Origin of the sequence: Pseudomonas wenzhouensis (assembly GCF_021029445.1) — a bacterium.
GTDB classification, from domain to species: Bacteria; Pseudomonadota; Gammaproteobacteria; order Pseudomonadales; family Pseudomonadaceae; genus Aquipseudomonas; species Aquipseudomonas wenzhouensis.
In genome coordinates, this window is record NZ_CP072610.1 from 3,737,263 (window position 1) to 3,752,744 (window position 15,482).

General features: G+C 64.9%; 22 protein-coding genes and 1 pseudogene. 16 read left to right on the top strand and 7 right to left on the bottom strand.

All coding sequences use genetic code 11. The features are described from left to right. Position 1: 1 nt before the first annotated feature. From J7655_RS17335 to J7655_RS17365, 7 genes are all read right to left on the bottom strand, one after another. Positions 2–955, bottom strand: coding sequence for a hypothetical protein (locus J7655_RS17335; RefSeq protein ID WP_230925493.1), 954 nt, complete (start codon positions 953–955; stop codon positions 2–4). Then, on the bottom strand, positions 955–1,230 hold the full coding sequence (locus J7655_RS17340; protein ID WP_230925494.1) for a hypothetical protein: 276 nt from the start codon (positions 1,228–1,230) through the stop codon (positions 955–957). The genes J7655_RS17335 and J7655_RS17340 overlap by 1 nt, the downstream gene beginning before the upstream one ends. 16 nt (positions 1,231–1,246) lie before the next feature. Continuing rightward, positions 1,247–1,555, bottom strand: coding sequence for a helix-turn-helix domain-containing protein (locus J7655_RS17345; protein ID WP_230925495.1), 309 nt, complete (start codon positions 1,553–1,555; stop codon positions 1,247–1,249). After that, positions 1,552–1,779, bottom strand: coding sequence for a hypothetical protein (locus J7655_RS17350; protein WP_230925496.1), 228 nt, complete (start codon positions 1,777–1,779; stop codon positions 1,552–1,554). The genes J7655_RS17345 and J7655_RS17350 overlap by 4 nt, the downstream gene beginning before the upstream one ends. Continuing rightward, on the bottom strand, positions 1,776–2,255 hold the full coding sequence (locus J7655_RS17355; protein WP_230925497.1) for a hypothetical protein: 480 nt from the start codon (positions 2,253–2,255) through the stop codon (positions 1,776–1,778). The genes J7655_RS17350 and J7655_RS17355 overlap by 4 nt, the downstream gene beginning before the upstream one ends. Positions 2,256–2,355: 100 nt before the next feature. Continuing rightward, positions 2,356–2,907, bottom strand: coding sequence for a hypothetical protein (locus J7655_RS17360; RefSeq protein ID WP_230925498.1), 552 nt, complete (start codon positions 2,905–2,907; stop codon positions 2,356–2,358). Positions 2,908–2,942: 35 nt separating this feature from the next. Beyond that, positions 2,943–3,155: a DNA-binding protein gene (locus tag J7655_RS17365; RefSeq protein ID WP_230925499.1), complete on the bottom strand. Its 213-nt coding sequence runs from the start codon at positions 3,153–3,155 to the stop codon at positions 2,943–2,945. Positions 3,156–3,238: 83 nt separating this feature from the next. Here J7655_RS17365 and J7655_RS17370 point away from each other — a divergent pair, with 83 nt between their 5' ends. The 16 genes and pseudogenes from J7655_RS17370 to J7655_RS17445 all read left to right on the top strand — a co-directional run bounded on the left by J7655_RS17370 (position 3,239) and on the right by J7655_RS17445 (position 15,470). Next, complete coding sequence (locus J7655_RS17370) at positions 3,239–3,715, top strand: helix-turn-helix domain-containing protein (protein WP_230925500.1); 477 nt, start codon at positions 3,239–3,241, stop codon at positions 3,713–3,715. Between the two features lie 3 nt (positions 3,716–3,718). Next, positions 3,719–4,288: a hypothetical protein gene (locus J7655_RS17375; protein WP_230925501.1), complete on the top strand. Its 570-nt coding sequence runs from the start codon at positions 3,719–3,721 to the stop codon at positions 4,286–4,288. A gap of 15 nt (positions 4,289–4,303) precedes the next feature. Beyond that, positions 4,304–4,621: a hypothetical protein gene (locus J7655_RS17380; protein ID WP_230925502.1), complete on the top strand. Its 318-nt coding sequence runs from the start codon at positions 4,304–4,306 to the stop codon at positions 4,619–4,621. Between the two features lie 163 nt (positions 4,622–4,784). Beyond that, on the top strand, positions 4,785–5,087 hold the full coding sequence (locus J7655_RS17385; protein WP_230925503.1) for a putative holin: 303 nt from the start codon (positions 4,785–4,787) through the stop codon (positions 5,085–5,087). Positions 5,088–5,167: 80 nt separating this feature from the next. Beyond that, a pseudogene (locus tag J7655_RS17390) lies at positions 5,168–5,791 on the top strand (transglycosylase SLT domain-containing protein); the annotation flags it as partial. A gap of 213 nt (positions 5,792–6,004) precedes the next feature. After that, positions 6,005–6,628 (top strand): septation ring formation regulator EzrA, encoded by a 624-nt coding sequence (locus tag J7655_RS17395; protein ID WP_230925505.1) that lies wholly within the window; start codon positions 6,005–6,007, stop codon positions 6,626–6,628. Further along, positions 6,628–6,963 carry a DUF2730 family protein gene (locus J7655_RS17400; protein ID WP_230925506.1) on the top strand — a complete coding sequence of 112 codons (336 nt, stop codon included), beginning with the start codon at positions 6,628–6,630 and terminating at the stop codon, positions 6,961–6,963. The genes J7655_RS17395 and J7655_RS17400 overlap by 1 nt, the downstream gene beginning before the upstream one ends. A 7-nt stretch (positions 6,964–6,970) precedes the next feature. Next, positions 6,971–7,267, top strand: a complete 297-nt coding sequence (locus J7655_RS17405) for a VpaChn25_0724 family phage protein (protein ID WP_230925507.1) — start codon at positions 6,971–6,973, stop codon at positions 7,265–7,267. A 2-nt stretch (positions 7,268–7,269) separates the two neighbouring features. Next, positions 7,270–7,818 (top strand): phage protein Gp27 family protein, encoded by a 549-nt coding sequence (locus J7655_RS17410; protein WP_230925508.1) that lies wholly within the window; start codon positions 7,270–7,272, stop codon positions 7,816–7,818. Further along, positions 7,818–9,476 (top strand): hypothetical protein, encoded by a 1,659-nt coding sequence (locus J7655_RS17415; RefSeq protein WP_230925509.1) that lies wholly within the window; start codon positions 7,818–7,820, stop codon positions 9,474–9,476. The genes J7655_RS17410 and J7655_RS17415 overlap by 1 nt, the downstream gene beginning before the upstream one ends. Beyond that, positions 9,470–11,041, top strand: a complete 1,572-nt coding sequence (locus tag J7655_RS17420) for a DUF935 domain-containing protein (RefSeq protein WP_230925510.1) — start codon at positions 9,470–9,472, stop codon at positions 11,039–11,041. Before J7655_RS17415 ends, J7655_RS17420 begins: the two co-directional genes overlap by 7 nt. Then, the gene (locus J7655_RS17425; RefSeq protein WP_230925511.1) at positions 11,031–12,260 is read left to right on the top strand and encodes a PBECR2 nuclease fold domain-containing protein; all 1,230 of its coding nucleotides are present in this window, start codon (positions 11,031–11,033) and stop codon (positions 12,258–12,260) included. Before J7655_RS17420 ends, J7655_RS17425 begins: the two co-directional genes overlap by 11 nt. Positions 12,261–12,262: 2 nt before the next feature. Beyond that, entirely contained in the window at positions 12,263–12,826 is a 564-nt protein-coding gene (locus J7655_RS17430; RefSeq protein WP_230925512.1) for a phage virion morphogenesis protein, read from the top strand. Positions 12,827–13,044: 218 nt separating this feature from the next. Further along, entirely contained in the window at positions 13,045–14,151 is a 1,107-nt protein-coding gene (locus J7655_RS17435; protein ID WP_230925513.1) for a phage protease, read from the top strand. A 3-nt stretch (positions 14,152–14,154) separates the two neighbouring features. Beyond that, a complete protein-coding gene (locus J7655_RS17440; RefSeq protein WP_230925514.1) occupies positions 14,155–14,562 on the top strand; it encodes a hypothetical protein in 408 nt (135 codons plus the stop codon). Between the two features lie 14 nt (positions 14,563–14,576). Beyond that, entirely contained in the window at positions 14,577–15,470 is an 894-nt protein-coding gene (locus tag J7655_RS17445) for a Mu-like prophage major head subunit gpT family protein (protein WP_230925515.1), read from the top strand. Positions 15,471–15,482: the final 12 nt, after the last annotated feature.

Below are 15,482 nucleotides of genomic sequence, written 5' to 3' on the forward strand. Positions count from 1 at the left end.
GTTAGGCCTCTGCATCCGTGATGGGCTTGAGGCCGTCCTGCTGCATCCAGGAGAAGTCCTCCTCTTCGCCCACCTCGGGCAGCTGGAACTCGGCCTTCAGCTCGCCGAGCAGGCGCTGCAGGTGGGCGATCAGCTGGGCCTGGAAGTTGCGGTGGTCGCTGCCGGTCTCGCTGCCGTGCTGCTCCAGGCTGGCGAAGGCGGCGCGCAGCTTGCCGCTGATGTCGGCCTCGGCCTCGAAGGCGATGCCGACAACCTCCTGGCGCAGCTCCTTGGCGGCGTCGTCGGCCGACATGGTCTCGATGCGGCGCTTGGCCTTCTCCAGATCCTGCTTGGTGCGATCCAGCTCGGCGCTCTTCTTGCTGAGCACCTCGCCAAGGGCGTCGTAGTCGGCCTGGGTGTCGGTGAGCTTCTTCTGCAGCTCGTCCTTTTCCTTGGTGTGGGTGTGGATCAGCTCTTCGGCCAGGTACTGCACTGCGTCGAGGTTGCCCTGCTTGGAGGCCTCGATCAGCGCGGACTTGGCGTCTTCGGGCAGGCGGCGCCATTGGCGTAGCTCGCGGTAGCCGATGCCCATGCGGGTCATGGATTCGAGGGCTTCTTCGCCGAAGGCGCGAAGGTTGGCGATGTCCATATCGGCCTTGTCGACCGAGATGCCGAGCACCGAACAGAACTCAGCCCAGGTGCCGGAAAACTCCGAACCGTTCGGAGCTTTCTTGCCGGCCAGGGCGCGGTAGAGCTTGTTTTCCTTGACGTAAGCGAGTTTGGAAGTCCGAACGGTTCGGGAAAATTCCTCGAAGGCGCCGGCCATCTGAGCCTGGCCAAGCAGTTGGTTGACCAGGTCGCGCTCGTCCTGCAGGCCCTGTGCGATGGCGCCCAGGTTCTGGATGACGTTGACGGCCTCTTCGTTGACTGGAGCGTCCTGCACCAGCTCGGCGGTTGGGGCGGCTTTACGAGGCATTACGCGGCCTCCCGAAGGTTGGCCATTGCGCGCAGGCGCTCGATGGCCTCGGCGCGGTTGCCGTTGGCTTCTACCAGGGCGTTGCGGAACTCGTCGGCGCCACGGCGGCAGCCGTAGTAGTAGGCGTCGCGTTCCAGGCTGCCCTGCGGGTAGTTGACGATGGTGGGCTCACCCTCGATGCGCAGCTTGAGCGCGGCGCAAAGCCCCTCGACATAGGTGCTGCTGTGGCGTTCGCCACCGCGCAGCAGGCGCTGGGCCAATTTGGTGTATTTCATGGCGTGCTCCTTGTTGTTAGCGGCTGGCCCCGGCCAGCACGCGTTGGTTGATCTCGTTGATGCGGTGTTGCGCTGCGCCCATCTCGTTGGCGTGAGCCTGGGCGATCTGCAGCAGCGCGATGGACGGGGCGAAGCGGCCGTTGTCGAGCTTCACGGCCAGGCCTTCGGCGATCAGGGTGTTGATGGCGCGGTTGATGGCGGACGGGCTCTCCCCGAGCCCCTTGGCCAACTCGCCGTTGCTGATGCCGGTGAGGCTGTAGCCCTTGAGGGCCTTGAGCACGCGCAGGATTCGCGCGCCGCTGTCGGAGGTGCGTGGGGTGGTCATGCTTGGGCTCCGGTGGAGGTGTAGAACGGTTTCATCTCGGCGCTCACCTCGGCTGCGATGTCCCGCAGCTCGCCAACGGTGAGGTCGCGCAGGGGCTTGCCCAGCGCCATGGCGCGCTCTGCGAACAGCTTCTGGCGCGAGCCACACCACCAGTCGGTGAAGCCGGCGAACGGCTCCAAGGCTTCGTGCACGTCCATCACCTGAGCCAGCTCTATGGCGTTCATGCCTGCTCTCCTAGATCCAGCTGTGGGTTGGCGTGCTGCTGCACGTTGGCGCGGTGCCAGGCCAGGCTGGTGAGCCCGCTCTGCAGCGCGGCAAGGGTGTCGGCGGCATCGGCCTGGCCCTGGTAGAAGGCGATCACCGAGCCGATGGTGGTGTTGAGCACGGCCTGCAGCTCATTCACATCTTGGGCGCTGCAGGTGCGGCCGGACGGGATGTCGATCAGCAGCTTGCCGCTGGTTGAGGCCAGCCAGCGGCTGACCAGGGCGATGCCGCAGGCATGCTCGAAGGCCGGGATCAGCACAGCCGGCATGCGGCCCTCGCTGATCCACTTGTAGAGAGCCCAATGGTTGGCCTGGCCCATGCGCTCGGCAATGCGCTCGACGCCGAGGTTGTGGCGCTCCTTGGCGAACTCCAGCGACCACTCCATGGCCTGGCGGATACTGCTGGGCTGGGCGTTCTTCCAAGAGCGGCGCTTCATTGGAAGGCCCTCCCAGCTGCGCAGGAGGCGGCGTGCAAACAAATAGGCTTTTTGCCCATTGGCAATGGTGTTACCAAAAGGCCAGCCTGTTGGGGTACATTCACAGGCATGGGGAGTCACCCGATGGACGAGGTTCGGTTACTGCAGGTTGAGGGGCAGATTCAGGCGCTTGCGCGGAGCTGGCTTTACCTTGCGGCTCAGCTGGAGCTGCAGGGCGTGGACCCTGCGCCGCTGGAGCGCTCGATGCTGGGGACGAGCTGGCCTGATGCGCAGGTTGAGCCGCATGCGCAGACGATGATGCAGGCGCTAGTTGAGCAGCTGGCTGGCGCCCGTGAGAGGCGGCAAAGTCAATGCCAATGACCTCGGCCTGCGGCCTGAAGCCCAGGGCGTTGCGGCTGTCCAGCTTCTGCCCGACCAAGCGGCCGGCGCCGATCAGCATCAGGTAGTCGACCAGCTTGCGGGTACCGGCCGTGGCCGGGGTGCGATCGACGAACATCAGGGCCTGCTGGCGGGCTTCGGCCAGGTGTGCGGCGATGGCTGGGCCATCACCAGGTGCGCAGGCGATCAGTGCGTCGAGCGATGCACGCCAGGCGTCCATGGGGTGGGGAATCAGCTCGATCTCTTCGAGCGCAACTTGCGGCTTGTCGGTCATGGCAGTGACCCTCGCTGCTGTTGTGGTTGGTGGGGTTAAGCGGCGACCGGCTCGCGGGACTTGATGCCGAGAGCAACGGCAATGTCATGGGCTTTGCCGTAGTTGCCTTTGGCGAAGCCGTTGAGCACTTGAGAAACGGAGGTGGGCTCGAAGCCGTTGTCTTTGGCCCACTTGGTGACGGTCAGGCCCTTGGCCTTGAACTCGGCCTTTACCTGCTCGGCGGTCTTGGGTTTTTGCTGGGTTGCCATGGCGGTGGCTCCTCGGCGGATGTTTGAAGTTTTTTGAAGTGATCTGAATATAGTCAAGATATCTTGACTGAGTCAAGGTGAGAATGAAGCAATTCGATCAGCAGCTGATGCGGCTCAAGTCCATGCTCGGTGTCACGGGCGATCAGGACGTGGCCGCACTGCTGGATATGAGCAAGGCGGCGTTCTCGGACAGGAAGAAGCGCGACTCCTTCCCCGAGGAGAAGCTGCGGGCGCTGGCGCAGCGCCGCCCGGATCTGCCTATCGACGTGGAGTACGTGCTGCGTGGCGAGACCGCCCGCATGCGCTACGAGCGCGACCACCCAGGGCAGCCGGCGAGCATTGCCGAGGTAACTGCCTATGCGATGCGCGAAGCGCTTACGGCAGAAGAGCAGCTATTGCTGGAGGCGTATCGAAGCCTGACGGCGACCGCGCGCAAGAAGGTTCTGGCTGAGTTGCTCACTGGAGGCAAAAAGCCAAAGGCGCCAAGTGAATCAGCAGGTATCAAAGTTTCAGGAAGCGGCCACAGGGTCGCTGGCAGGGACTATCACGAGAAGGAGTAGTACGTGAGCGGGATCGAGCTGGATGGCGATCAGAATCGAGTAGCTGGAAGGGACTACGTCGAGATCAACCTGGCCACACCGGAGCGTGAGCCCCTGGCCCAGGCGCAGCGGGCGCGGTTGAACGAGGAAGTGGCCAGGCTCGCCGATGAGCTGAGCCTGGACCCGCGAATGCTCTGGCGCAGCGTGCATGAGAGTGCGGGCGTCAAGACGATCGGTGAGGTGAAGAAGGACCAATTCCAGGACGCCATGGCCGCCCTGCAGGCGGTGCGCGAACGGCACCTGGAGAAGGCCCGCGCCGAGCTGCTGATCAAGGAGCTTGAGCAAGCCGCCCTTGAACGCAGCATGGCCAAGCAGCTGGCACGTTACTGCCTGCGCGAGTTCGGTGAGCAGTCGTTGGCCGGGCTGAGCATCAAGCAGCTGACTCAGGCGCTACGCTACGTCGACGAGTACCAGCCACCGGCGCCGTTGGTGGCGCCACTGTCCGTGGCGGGCTTTCGGATGCTTGCCGTGCGGCACCCATGGCACTTCACTGCGGTGTTTGCGGTGGGTGCATTGCTTGGGAAGGTCTTTTAACTAGGAGGGTTACCGATGGCGCTGATTGAATGCCACGAATGCAAGAAGGAAATATCCGACCAGGCTAAGGTTTGCCCTGGTTGTGGTGCAAAGGCGCTGAGGGAGCCGAAGAGTTATGCATGGCTTTGGACGATCCTGATTCTGTTCGCCGGCTTCGTCTGGTACAGCGTGGTGCGTGGCAACGACCCCCAGGTTGCCCAAATGCGCCAGGATCGCGCGGCTTACGAGCTGTGCATGGACGAAATGAAGAAGTCGGTGGCCAATCCCATCGTTGCTGGGGCCTGCGAGCAGCTGCGCACCAAGTTTCGAGCTAAATACAATCGGGAGCCATGATTAAGTGAGGTATCACCGGGCGCCGCAATGGCGCCCTGGTTGTTTTTGCCGCGTCCAAATTACTCCGCGCGCGCGCGAGGCGAAGCTGTGATCTCTCCCCCGGTCGGACTGCCGGTATGAGCACAGCAACGGCCAGGGATTGGCCAACCTCGGAGCGCACCCCATGGCCGCCTGCCAGAACAAGCCCAAGCGCCGCTTCCTGCCGCGCATGACCGTTTTCGCTGTTATCTCCATCCTCCTGCTGCTGGCCATCTGGTACGTGCGGCCCGAGCAGTTGCAGGTGGTGCTGTACAAGGCCAGCCTGGTGACGCTCGGCGCCGTGCTGGGCTACTACATCGACCGCGCGGTGTTTCTCACCGAAGCCCGGCCGCATGAGTGCATCGGGGGCATTCATATCGTTGGGGCCTGGCTGCGGCGAGCCCTGATCGTGCTGGCCTGCATCCTCGGCCTGACGCTGGGGCTGTAGTCGTGAACCGCCTAAAGCGTTGGCTGGCCGAGGCCGGCAATGACCTGGCGATCATCTGGATGGTCGAACCGCGTCTGTTCCTGTTTCCGCTGATCCTGCTGGTGTTCGCCATCGGCATCTTCATCGTGCCCAAGGCAGATGCCGCCAGTATCCCGACCGCCGCCGAGCAGCACCGCCGCACCCTGGTGCGCGCCGCCCATGCCGAATGGGGCCTGGGGGCGCCTGTGGCGACCTTTGCCGCCCAGGTTCACCAGGAGAGCGCCTGGCGCGTGAATGCTCGCTCGCCCGTCGGCGCCGAGGGCTTGGCGCAGTTCATGCCCGCGACTGCCGACTGGATGGCCGAGATCTACCCGCGCAGCCTGGGCCCGGCGCAGCCGTATAACCCTGGCTGGGCGTTGCGGGCGATGGTGGCGTTCGACCGCTGGCTCTACGAACGAAACCAGGCCGTGAGCGAGTGTGACCGCTGGGCCTTCGTGCTGGCCGGATACAACGGCGGCAATGGCTGGGTGAATCGTGACCGCAGGCTGGCATCGGCAAAGGGCGCCGATCCGCTGGCCTGGTTCGATTCCGTCGAGCGGCACAACGCTGGCCGCTCGATCGCCAACTTCCGCGAGAACCGCCATTACCCGCGCGCCATCCTGCTGCGCTGGGAGCCCATGTATGCGGCTGCCGGCTGGGGGCCTGGCGTTTGCGCCGACAGGTATAGCCGCCATGAAGATCCCAACGCTGTTTCTGCTCGCCACGTTGACCACCAGTTCGCCTGCCGCCTGCTCCCGGAACTGGTTGGCTGCCGCCGAGCTGTTCGCATCGCCGCCGCCCCGCGTTCGACCGGCCCAGCTCTGGCCGCCCGAGCGCGTGGACAAACGACCACCCATGCCGCGCTGGTTGCGGCGCCGGCTCAAGCGTAAGGGGCGGTGATGAAGAACGTCATCGGCTGGATCGCTGACTACTGGCACGTGCCGATCTTCGTGGTGATGGCATACCTGATGTACGCCTACGGCGAGAGCCAGTATGACCGGGGCCACAGCGCCGCTCAGGCCAAGGGCGACAAGGCCGTTGCCGATCTGCGCGAGGAGCACCAGAAGCTGCGCGCCGATGCCGCCGAACAGAACCTGGTGCTCTACCGCCAGCAGGTGGAGCGCGCCAACCAGGCCGAGCTGGTGTTCCTGGATGCCCAGGACGAGATCGGCCGGCTCAAGCAGCAACTCACACAGGAGCGCATCAACCGTGTCTCGACTCAATACACCCCGGCGCGCGGCGCTGCCCCTGTGGCTGCTCCTCGCTTCGTTGTCACTTGTGGCTGGCTGCGCGACTTCAACGCAGCGCTTGGAGCCACTGCCCCAGCTCCCGACAGCTGTCGAGCCTACGCCGGCGCTCAAGAAGCGGCCTGGCCCGCCCCCGGCTCTGACGCCGAACTACTGGAAAGCGGCGTTACCGCCGCAGACATCCTGGCCCATGCGCGTGACTACGGCGCTTGGGCGCTCGCCAACCTTGCGCAGTTGAACGCGCTGATCGACCTACACAACAAGGACAAGCCCTGATGGATTTCGACTACCTGCTGCGCCTCGGCCAGTTCCTGTTCACCGTGGTGGTGGGCTTGTTTTCACTGATGGCTGCTCGCCGAGCCAGCTCGAAGGTCGAAGCCGAGGCGCTGGCCAAGCGCCTTGCCGGGCAGGACAACCGACTGACCGTGCTGGAGCAGCAGATGAAGCACCTGCCCACCAGTGACCAGTTCACCGAACTGGCCGGCGAACTGGCCGAGCTGGCGGGCGACATGAAGGCGATCAAGGTCGAGATCGCGGGGGTAACCAAGGCGCTCGACCCTTTGGCCCGCGCCGTCGAGCGCATGAACGAATACCTGTTGAACAACAAGTGAGGCCGCGATGAGCACTCAATACGCCGACTTTCTGCGCCAGGATCAACGCCTGGTGATGCTGCGCATCCTCTCTGAGCTGCCGCAGTACCGCTCCAACTCTTCGGTGATCGCCAACCTGCTGGGCCAGTTTGGGCACCACCCGAGCCGCGACCAGGTGAAGGGAGACCTGACCTGGCTCGGCGAACAGGGGCTGGTGTCGATCGACGATATCGGCTCCGTCCTGGTCGTGACCCTGACCGAGCGTGGTGGCGACGTGGCCGCTGGCCGCGCCTCGGTACCGGGCGTCAGCAAGCCGAGGCCCTGAGCATGGGCCGCAAGTCCAGCATCGACCGGCTAGATCCGGCAGTCCGCACCCACATCGAGAAGCGCCTGCGCGAGCGGCGCCTCACCCTGGACGAGCTGATCGAGGATCTGCACGAGCACTTCCCCAGCGCGGACAAGCCCAGCCGTTCGGCGATCGGCCGCTACAAGGTCAGCTTCGACGAGATGGCCAAGCGGCTGCGTGAGCAGCAGGCCATGGCCAGCCTGTTGGTCGAGGAGCTGGGCGAGAACCCCAACGACAAGGCCGGCGCGTTGATGGTGCAGTCGATCCAGACGCTGACCACGCACGCCGCCCTGGGCGCTCAGGTCGATGACGAGACCACCATCGACGACGTGCGCAAGCTCGCCCGTGCCGCAAAGGACGTGCTGCAGGCCAGCAAGGCCAGCCGCGAGGAGCGCAAGGCGATCGAGCGTGAAGCCCGCGAAGCACTGCTGGCCGAGCAGGAGCAGCGTCTGGAAGAGATGCGCGGCAGCGACGGCATGAGCGAAGAGTTCGAAGACCGCATCCGCCGCGTCCTGATGGGTAAAGCCTGATGAGCGAGCAAGAAGGCAAAGCACTCAAGGCCCTGACCAAGCCCCGCAAGATCGATCTCGCCGCCGAGCTGGAACTGCATGGCGTAGTCGTGCCCCAGGACATGGCCGATGCAGTACCGGAAGCCGAGGGCGTATTCCTGCCGTACCAGCAGCGGTGGTTCGACGATACCAGCCAGATCATGATCGCCGAGAAGTCGCGCCGTACCGGCCTGACCTGGGCCGAGGCCGGGCGCAACGTGATCAACGCCGCCAAGCCCCGGCGCCGTGGCGGGTGCAATACCTTCTACGTGGGCAGCAAGCAGGAGATGGCGCTGGAGTACATCGCCGCCTGCGCGCTGTTCGCCCGCGCCTTCAACGAAATGGCCCAGGCCGACGTCTACGAGCAAACCTTCTGGGATGACGGGCGCCGCGAGGAGATCCTGGCGTACATGATCCGCTTCCCGAAGAGCGGCTTCAAAATCCAGGCACTCAGCTCGCGCCCAAGCAACCTGCGCGGCCTGCAGGGCGATGTGGTGATCGACGAGGCGGCGTTCCATGAATCCCTGGAAGAGCTGCTGAAGGCAGCCCTGGCGTTGACCATGTGGGGCAACAAGGTGCGCCTGATCAGCACCCACAACGGCGTGGATAACGCCTTCAACAGTTACATCCAGGACGCCCGCGAGGGCCGCAAGGACTACAGCATCCATCGCATCACCCTGGACGATGCCCTGGCCCAGGGGCTGTATAAGCGCATCTGCTACGTGACCAACCAGGAATGGTCGCCCGAAGCCGAGAAGCAATGGCGCGACAAGCTCTACAAGAACGCCCCCAACGTCGAGTCGGCCGAGGAAGAGTACGGCTGCGTACCGAAGAAATCGGGCGGTACCTACCTGAGCCGGGTACTGATCGAGCAGGCGATGGTCAATGACCACTCGATCCGTATCTACCGCTATGAGGCGCCCGAAGGCTTCGAGCAGTGGACGCCTGAGATGCGCGAGGCCGAGGTGCGCGCCTGGTGCGAGGAGAACCTTGCGCCCGAGCTAGCGCGCCTGAACGCGCGCAACCGCCATACCTTCGGTGAAGACTTCGCCCGCCGTGGCGACCTGACTGTGTTCACGCCACTGCAGATCGATCCGCTGCTGCGCAAGCGCGTGCCGTTCGAGGTCGAACTGCGCAACCTCACCTATGAAGCGCAGCGCCAGGTGATGTTCTTCATCTGCGATCGCCTGCCACGCCTGAGTGGCCTGGCGTTCGATGCCACCGGCAACGGCGGGTACCTGGCTGAGCAGGCGGCGCTGCGCTACGGCGCCGGCCTGGTCGACCAGGTGCAGCTCAGCCTGGCCTGGTACGCGCTGTGGATGCCCAAACTCAAAGGTGAACTGGAGGCCTTCAACCTGCAGATCGCCCGCCACCAGACCCGCCTCGACGATCTGTTGTCGATCAAGGTGGACAAGGGCGTGCCGGTTATCGAGAAGGGCCGCACCAAGGATCTGCAGGCGCAGGACAGCAAAGCCAAGCGCCACGGCGACAGTGCTGTATCGCTGGCCATGGCGGTGCGGGCCAGCTTTATGGAAGGCGGCGCCATCGAGTTCACCGCTCTGCCGCGCCACAGCCGTGGCTTCGACAACGTCGACGACAACGACACTGACCTCACTCTCCCGGAACCTTCAGCATGGTGACCACATCCCGCATCCTGGGCCCAGACGGCCAGCCGATCCGCCTGGCCGAGATCCGCGAGCCGCAGACCGCCCACATCACCAGCCTGCACCACGAAGTGGGTAACCACCCTTCGCGCGGGCTGACGCCGAGCAAGCTGGCGCAGATCCTCGATCAGGCCGAGCAAGGTGACGTGATCGCCCAATACGAGCTGTTCGAGGACATCGAGGAGAAGGACGGCCACGTGTTCGCCGAGATGGACAAGCGCCGCCGTGCCGTCGCCCAGCTCGAATGGCAGATCGTGCCGCCGGACAACCCCACGGCCAAGGAGAAGGAAGCCGCCGCTGCCCTGCAGTCGCTGCTGGCCGGGCTGGATGACTTCGAGCTGATGTTGTTCGACGTGACCGACGCAATCGGCAAAGGCTTTGCCTGCCTTGAGTTCGACGGCTGGCACCGTGTAGACGGTGACTGGCTGCCGCGCGCGGTTGATCACCGGCCGCAGACCTGGTTCCAGCTGACCCGTGGCGAGCGTCGCCAGGAGATCCGCCTACGCGGCTCGATGGGCGGTGAGCCCCTGCAGCCATTCGGCTGGATCACCCACGTGCATAAGTCCAAGAGCGGCTACCTGGAGCGCAGCGCACTATTCCGCGTGCTGGTCTGGCCGTACCTGTTCAAGAACTACAGCGTGGGCGACCTGGCCGAGTTCCTGGAGATCTACGGCATCCCCATGCGCGTGGGCAAGTACCCAGGCGGCGCCACCGAGAAGGAGAAGCTGACCCTTCTGCGTGCGCTGGCCCAGCTCGGCCACAGTGCGGCAGGCATCATCCCGATCGGCATGGAGATGGACTTCCTCAACGCCGCTGAGGGTGACCCGGCTGCGTTCAAGCTGATGATCGACTGGTGCGAGCGCACTCAGAGCAAGGCCATCCTGGGCGGCACGCTCACCAGCGGTACCGGCGATGGCACCAACACCAACGCTTTGGGCAACGTGCACAACGAGGTGCGCCTCGATCTGCGTGACTCCGACGCCAAGCAGCTGGCCGCCACCATAAGCCGTGACCTGGTGTACCCGATCGCCGTGCTCAACGGCCTGGCTGACAGCTGGAAGCGCTGCCCGCGCCTGGTGTTCCCCACCGATGAACCGGAGGATCTGCAGGCCTACGCTCAATCGCTGCCGCAGCTGGTCAAGATGGGCTTCAGGATCAGCCGCCAGTGGGCCCAGGAGAAAGTGGGCATCCCCGAGCCGGCCGAGAAAGAGGACGTGCTGCAGCTGCAGGCCGAACCATCGGCGCCGGCCGAGCCGGAGCCGCCTGCAGGTGTTGCGGTAGCCACCGCGCAGCAAAAGCCAGCCACCACTGCCGCGCAGCGCCTGGACGATGACCTGCAGCCCATCACCGGCCAGTGGATCACGCGCATCCGCCAGCTGGTGGAGCAGGCCGAAAGCCTGGAGCAGATCCGCGATGGCCTGGCCGAGCTGCTGCCGGACATGACCCTGGAGCAGTACGCCGAGGCCATGGCGCAGGCGCTGGCCGCTGCTGCGCTGCAGGGGCGCCTGGACATCGTCCAGGAGGCCGCCAATGGCCGTTAGCGCCACGTCGCTGCCGTTCCGCGAGCAGAACGAGTTCCTGCGCCGCAAGCTGAACCTGCCCACCAACGGCTGGACGGATGTGTACGGCCGCGAGAACGACTATGCGTTCGTCGTGGCTGGCGCCAACCGCAACGACCTGGTAGCCGACTTCCACCAGGCGGTGCAGCGGGCGATCGAGGGCGGTACCACCCTGGAGGCGTTCCGCCAGGACTTCGACCGCATCGTGGCCAAGTACGGCTGGAGCTACAACGGCGGCCGCAACTGGCGCTCGCGGGTGATCTACGAAACCAACATGCGCAGCAGCTACATGGCCGGCCGCTATGAGCAGCTGCTGGCCGTGCGCGAGGAGCGCCCTTACTGGCAGTACCTGCACAGCGATGCGGTCGAGTTCCCGCGTGAGGAGCACGAAGCCTGGAACGGCATGGTGCTGCGCTGGGATGACCCGTGGTGGCAATACCACTTCCCGATCAACGCCTGGGGCTGCCAGTGCAGCGTGCGGGCGCTGAGCTATGACGACCTGGTGCGCATGGGCAAGACCGGGCCGGACACAGCGCCGCCGATCGTGTACGAGCAACGCACCATCGGCCAGCGCAGCCCGCAAGGCCCGCGCACGGTGACGGTGCCGGTGGGCATCGACCCCGGCTTCGAGCACATTCCCGGCCAGTCGCGGCTGGAAAGCCATGTGCCGGTACCGCGCCTGGGTGAGGAGCTGATCCCGTCCGCCGCGCCTGGCCTGCCCAATCGCCCGGCGCCGGATGCGCTGCCGGTACCGCGCGTGATCGACCCCGAGATCCTGCCGCCTGCAGGCATGAGCGATGCCGAGTACGCCCGCCGCGCGCTCGATGCCTTTGGCGCCCAGCTCGATGCCGCCGAGCTGCTCACCGACGTCCTGGGCGAGCGCATTGCTGTCGGCCCGACCATGTTCCAGGAGCCCAGCGGCGCGCCGGCCGTGCAGGGCCAGGGCGAGCTGCTGCCGCTGCTGGCGGAAACGCTGTTACAGCCAGACGAAATCTGGACGCGCCTGGAGTACTCCGAACCGCTGCGCAAATCCCAGGTGCTGCGCCGCTACCTCGGCCGCTTCAACCTGGGCCAGCAGCTGACGCAGCTGGTGGTCATCGAGCTGGCCGGCAACGCCTGGAGCTGGGATATCGAGGCAGACCGCGAAGGCCTGGCCGAGCTGCTGCGCCAGGGCGTGCGCCTGTACCGGCGCGAGGACTGATCATGGCCGGCGTTACGCTTGAGTTCGATGCGGTTGCCGCGCTGGCGGTGGTCAATGAGGCCGCCGCCGCGCTGGCCGACCCGGCGCCGATGCTGCGCGATATCGGCGAGTTCCTGCTGATCGCCCATGACCAGCGCTTTGCCAGCCAGGCGTCGCCGGACGGCACGCCGTGGCAGGCGCTGTCGCCGGCCTACCTCAAGCGCAAGAAGAAGAACCGCGACAAGATCCTGGTGCTCGATGGCTTCCTGAAGAACACCCTGCGTTACCAGGTGAACAACAACGAGCTGCTGTTCGGCACCAACCGCATCTATGGCGCCATGATGCACTTCGGCGGCAGCATCGACGTCGCCGCCCGCAGCCAGCAGGCCTACTTCCGCCAGGACGGCAAAACCGGCGACGTAGGCAACCAGTTCGTCAGCAAGCGCAAATCCAACTTTGCCCAGTGGGTCACCATCGGTGCCTACACCATCCAGATCCCGGCGCGCCCTTGGCTGGGTATCAGCGACGACGACAACTACGCCATCGCCGGCATTGCCACCCGTTACCTGATGCCAAATTCCGCATAACGCCAAAACGCGCCAGGAAGGCCCCTGGAGGCGTTTGGGGGCTGCCGTTGTACGCGTCGGGCTGCCTCTGGCCCTTTCCGGGGCTGTTTGGGCGTTTATAAACACGGTAGGCGGGGTGGCAGTGACACACCTTCGCGCGAATCGCTGCAAATCCCCCCGCTGAAAGATTTTTGCCCCGTCAAAATTACTTGCCCGGCCTGCCGCGCCAAGCTGCCGGCATGAAGACAAAACGCCTCCCTCTCGCCGTTGCACTCGCCGCCTGCAGTTATTCGCTGGGGGCACCTGCTGCTGACAACACCATTTGGCTGCAGGTGACCCCGGCCGGGCACTTCAAGCCAGCAGATGGCCGTGAAATCAAGGTGCCGTCCTGGCATATCAACCAGGCGGTGGCCACCAAGGTCATCGAGCGTTTCCACGCCACCAAGAACAAGCGCGTGGTCGACTACGAACACCAGACCCTGCGTAAGGAAGAGAACGGCCAGCCGGCGCCCGCCGCTGGTTGGTACACCGACCTGGAGTGGCGTGAAGGTGAAGGCCTGTTCGCCCAGGTGCAACTGACCGCTCGCGCCGCGCAGTACATCGCCGAGGGCGAGTACCAGTATTTCTCCCCCGTGTTCCTTTACCACCCGACCACCGGCGACGTCCTGGACGTGCAGATGGGCGCGCTCACCAATGCCCCGGCAATCGACGGCATGCAGGAACTCAGCCTGCGCGCCGCCGCGTCGTTCGGCTGTTTCGATGACTCCCCAGAGGAAAACCCCGTGAACCCACTGCTGCTGGCGGTCTGTGCCGCGCTCGGCCTGCAGGCCGATAAAACCACCGAAGAGCAGGCAATCGCCGCGCTCACTGCATTCAACAACGACCTGCGCAAGCTGCTGGGTGAAGGCGAAGCCTCTGATGGCAAGGCCGTCCTGGCAGCCTGCACCGGCCTCAAGGCCAAGGCCTCTGCCAGTGTCGACCCGGCGCAGTTCGTGCCGCTCTCGGTCGTCGACGGGCTGAAAGCCGAGATGGCCGCCCTGACCGCCCGCCTGGGTGAGCGTGACGAGAAGGATCTCGACAGCGAGATCAACGCCGCCCTGGAAGACGGTCGCCTGCACAAGACCATGGAGGAATGGGCGCGCGACCTCGGCAAGAACAACCGCGCAGCGCTGACTGCCTACCTGGACAAGGCTCAGCCCATCGCGGCCATCACCGGTAGCCAGACCGGAGGCAAACCGCCGGTGGCAGACGAGAAGACTGGCCTGACCCAGGACGAGCTGGCTGTTTGCTCGGCCATGGGCCTGACCACCGAGCAATTCAAGGCCGCCAAGGCAGAGGAGCAATAAGCCATGACCGCGCTAGCCAAAGACCGCAACACCAAGCGCCGTGATGGCGTGCAGTACTCCGACCCGGTAGCCGCCAGCACCAAGGTTTTCGCTGGTGCTCTGGTGTGCATCAACGCCTCGGGTTTTGCCGTACCGGGCAGCACCTCCGCCACCCTGAAAGCCCGTGGGGTTGCACAGGAGTACGTCGACAACTCCGCCGGTGCCGCCGGTGATCTGCGCGTGGAAACCCGCCGTGGCGTGTTCCCGTTCGTCAACAGCGCCTCGGCCGACGAGATCACTCGTGCCGATATCGGCGCCACGGCCTACATCGTCGACGACCAGACGGTCGCCAAGACCTCCGCCACCAACACCCGCTCGGTTGCCGGCGTTATCCGCGATGTGGATAGCGATGGCGTCTGGGTCGAGATCTAAGGAGCAAGACTCAGATGATCATCAACAAGCAAAACCTCTCCATCCTGCATACCGGCTATAAGGCGTCGTTCCAAGGCGCATTTCAGGGCGCAGTGATCGACTATGACCAGATCGTGATGGAAGTGCAGTCCGGCACCGCCATCGAAACCTACGGCTGGCTGGGCGCTACCACCCGCTTCCGTGAGTGGCTGGGCGACCGCGTGATCCAGAACCTGGCGCTGCATGACTACAGCATCAAGAACAAGACCTTCGAGAACACCGTGGGCGTGCCCCGCGAGGCGATCGAGGACGATCAGTACGGCACCTACAACACCCTGATGGCGCAACTGGGCCAGGACGCCAAGGAGCACCCGGCCGAGCTGGTTTATGCCCATCTGAAAAACGGTTTCACCGGCAAGTGCTACGACGGCCAGTTCTTCTTCGATACCGACCACCCGGTGATCGGCGCCAATGGCCAGGAAGCCTCGGTGAGCAACTTCCAGGGCGGCAGCGGTACGCCGTGGTTCCTGCTGGACGTCACTCGCATGATGCGGCCGATCATCCTGCAGAAGCGCAAGAACTATCAGTTCGTTTCCAAGACCGGTGAGACCGACTCCAACGTGTTCGACCGCAAGGAGTTCGTATGGGGCGTGGATGCACGCCTGAACGTCGGTTATGGCCTGTGGCAGCTGGCCTACGCCTCCAAGGAAGCGCTGGATGCCGACAGCTTCAACGCGGCCTATGCCGCCATGCAGGAACTCAAGGGCGACAACGCCCGCCCGCTGGGTATCCGTCCGAAGCTGCTGGTAGTGCCGCCAAGCATGCGTGCTACCGCCCTGGAAGTGGTCAAGGCCGAGCGCAACGCGGCCGGCGCCACCAACATCAACCGCGACGTGGTCGACGTGCTCGTCACCCCGTGGCTGGCCTGATGGAGGTCAACC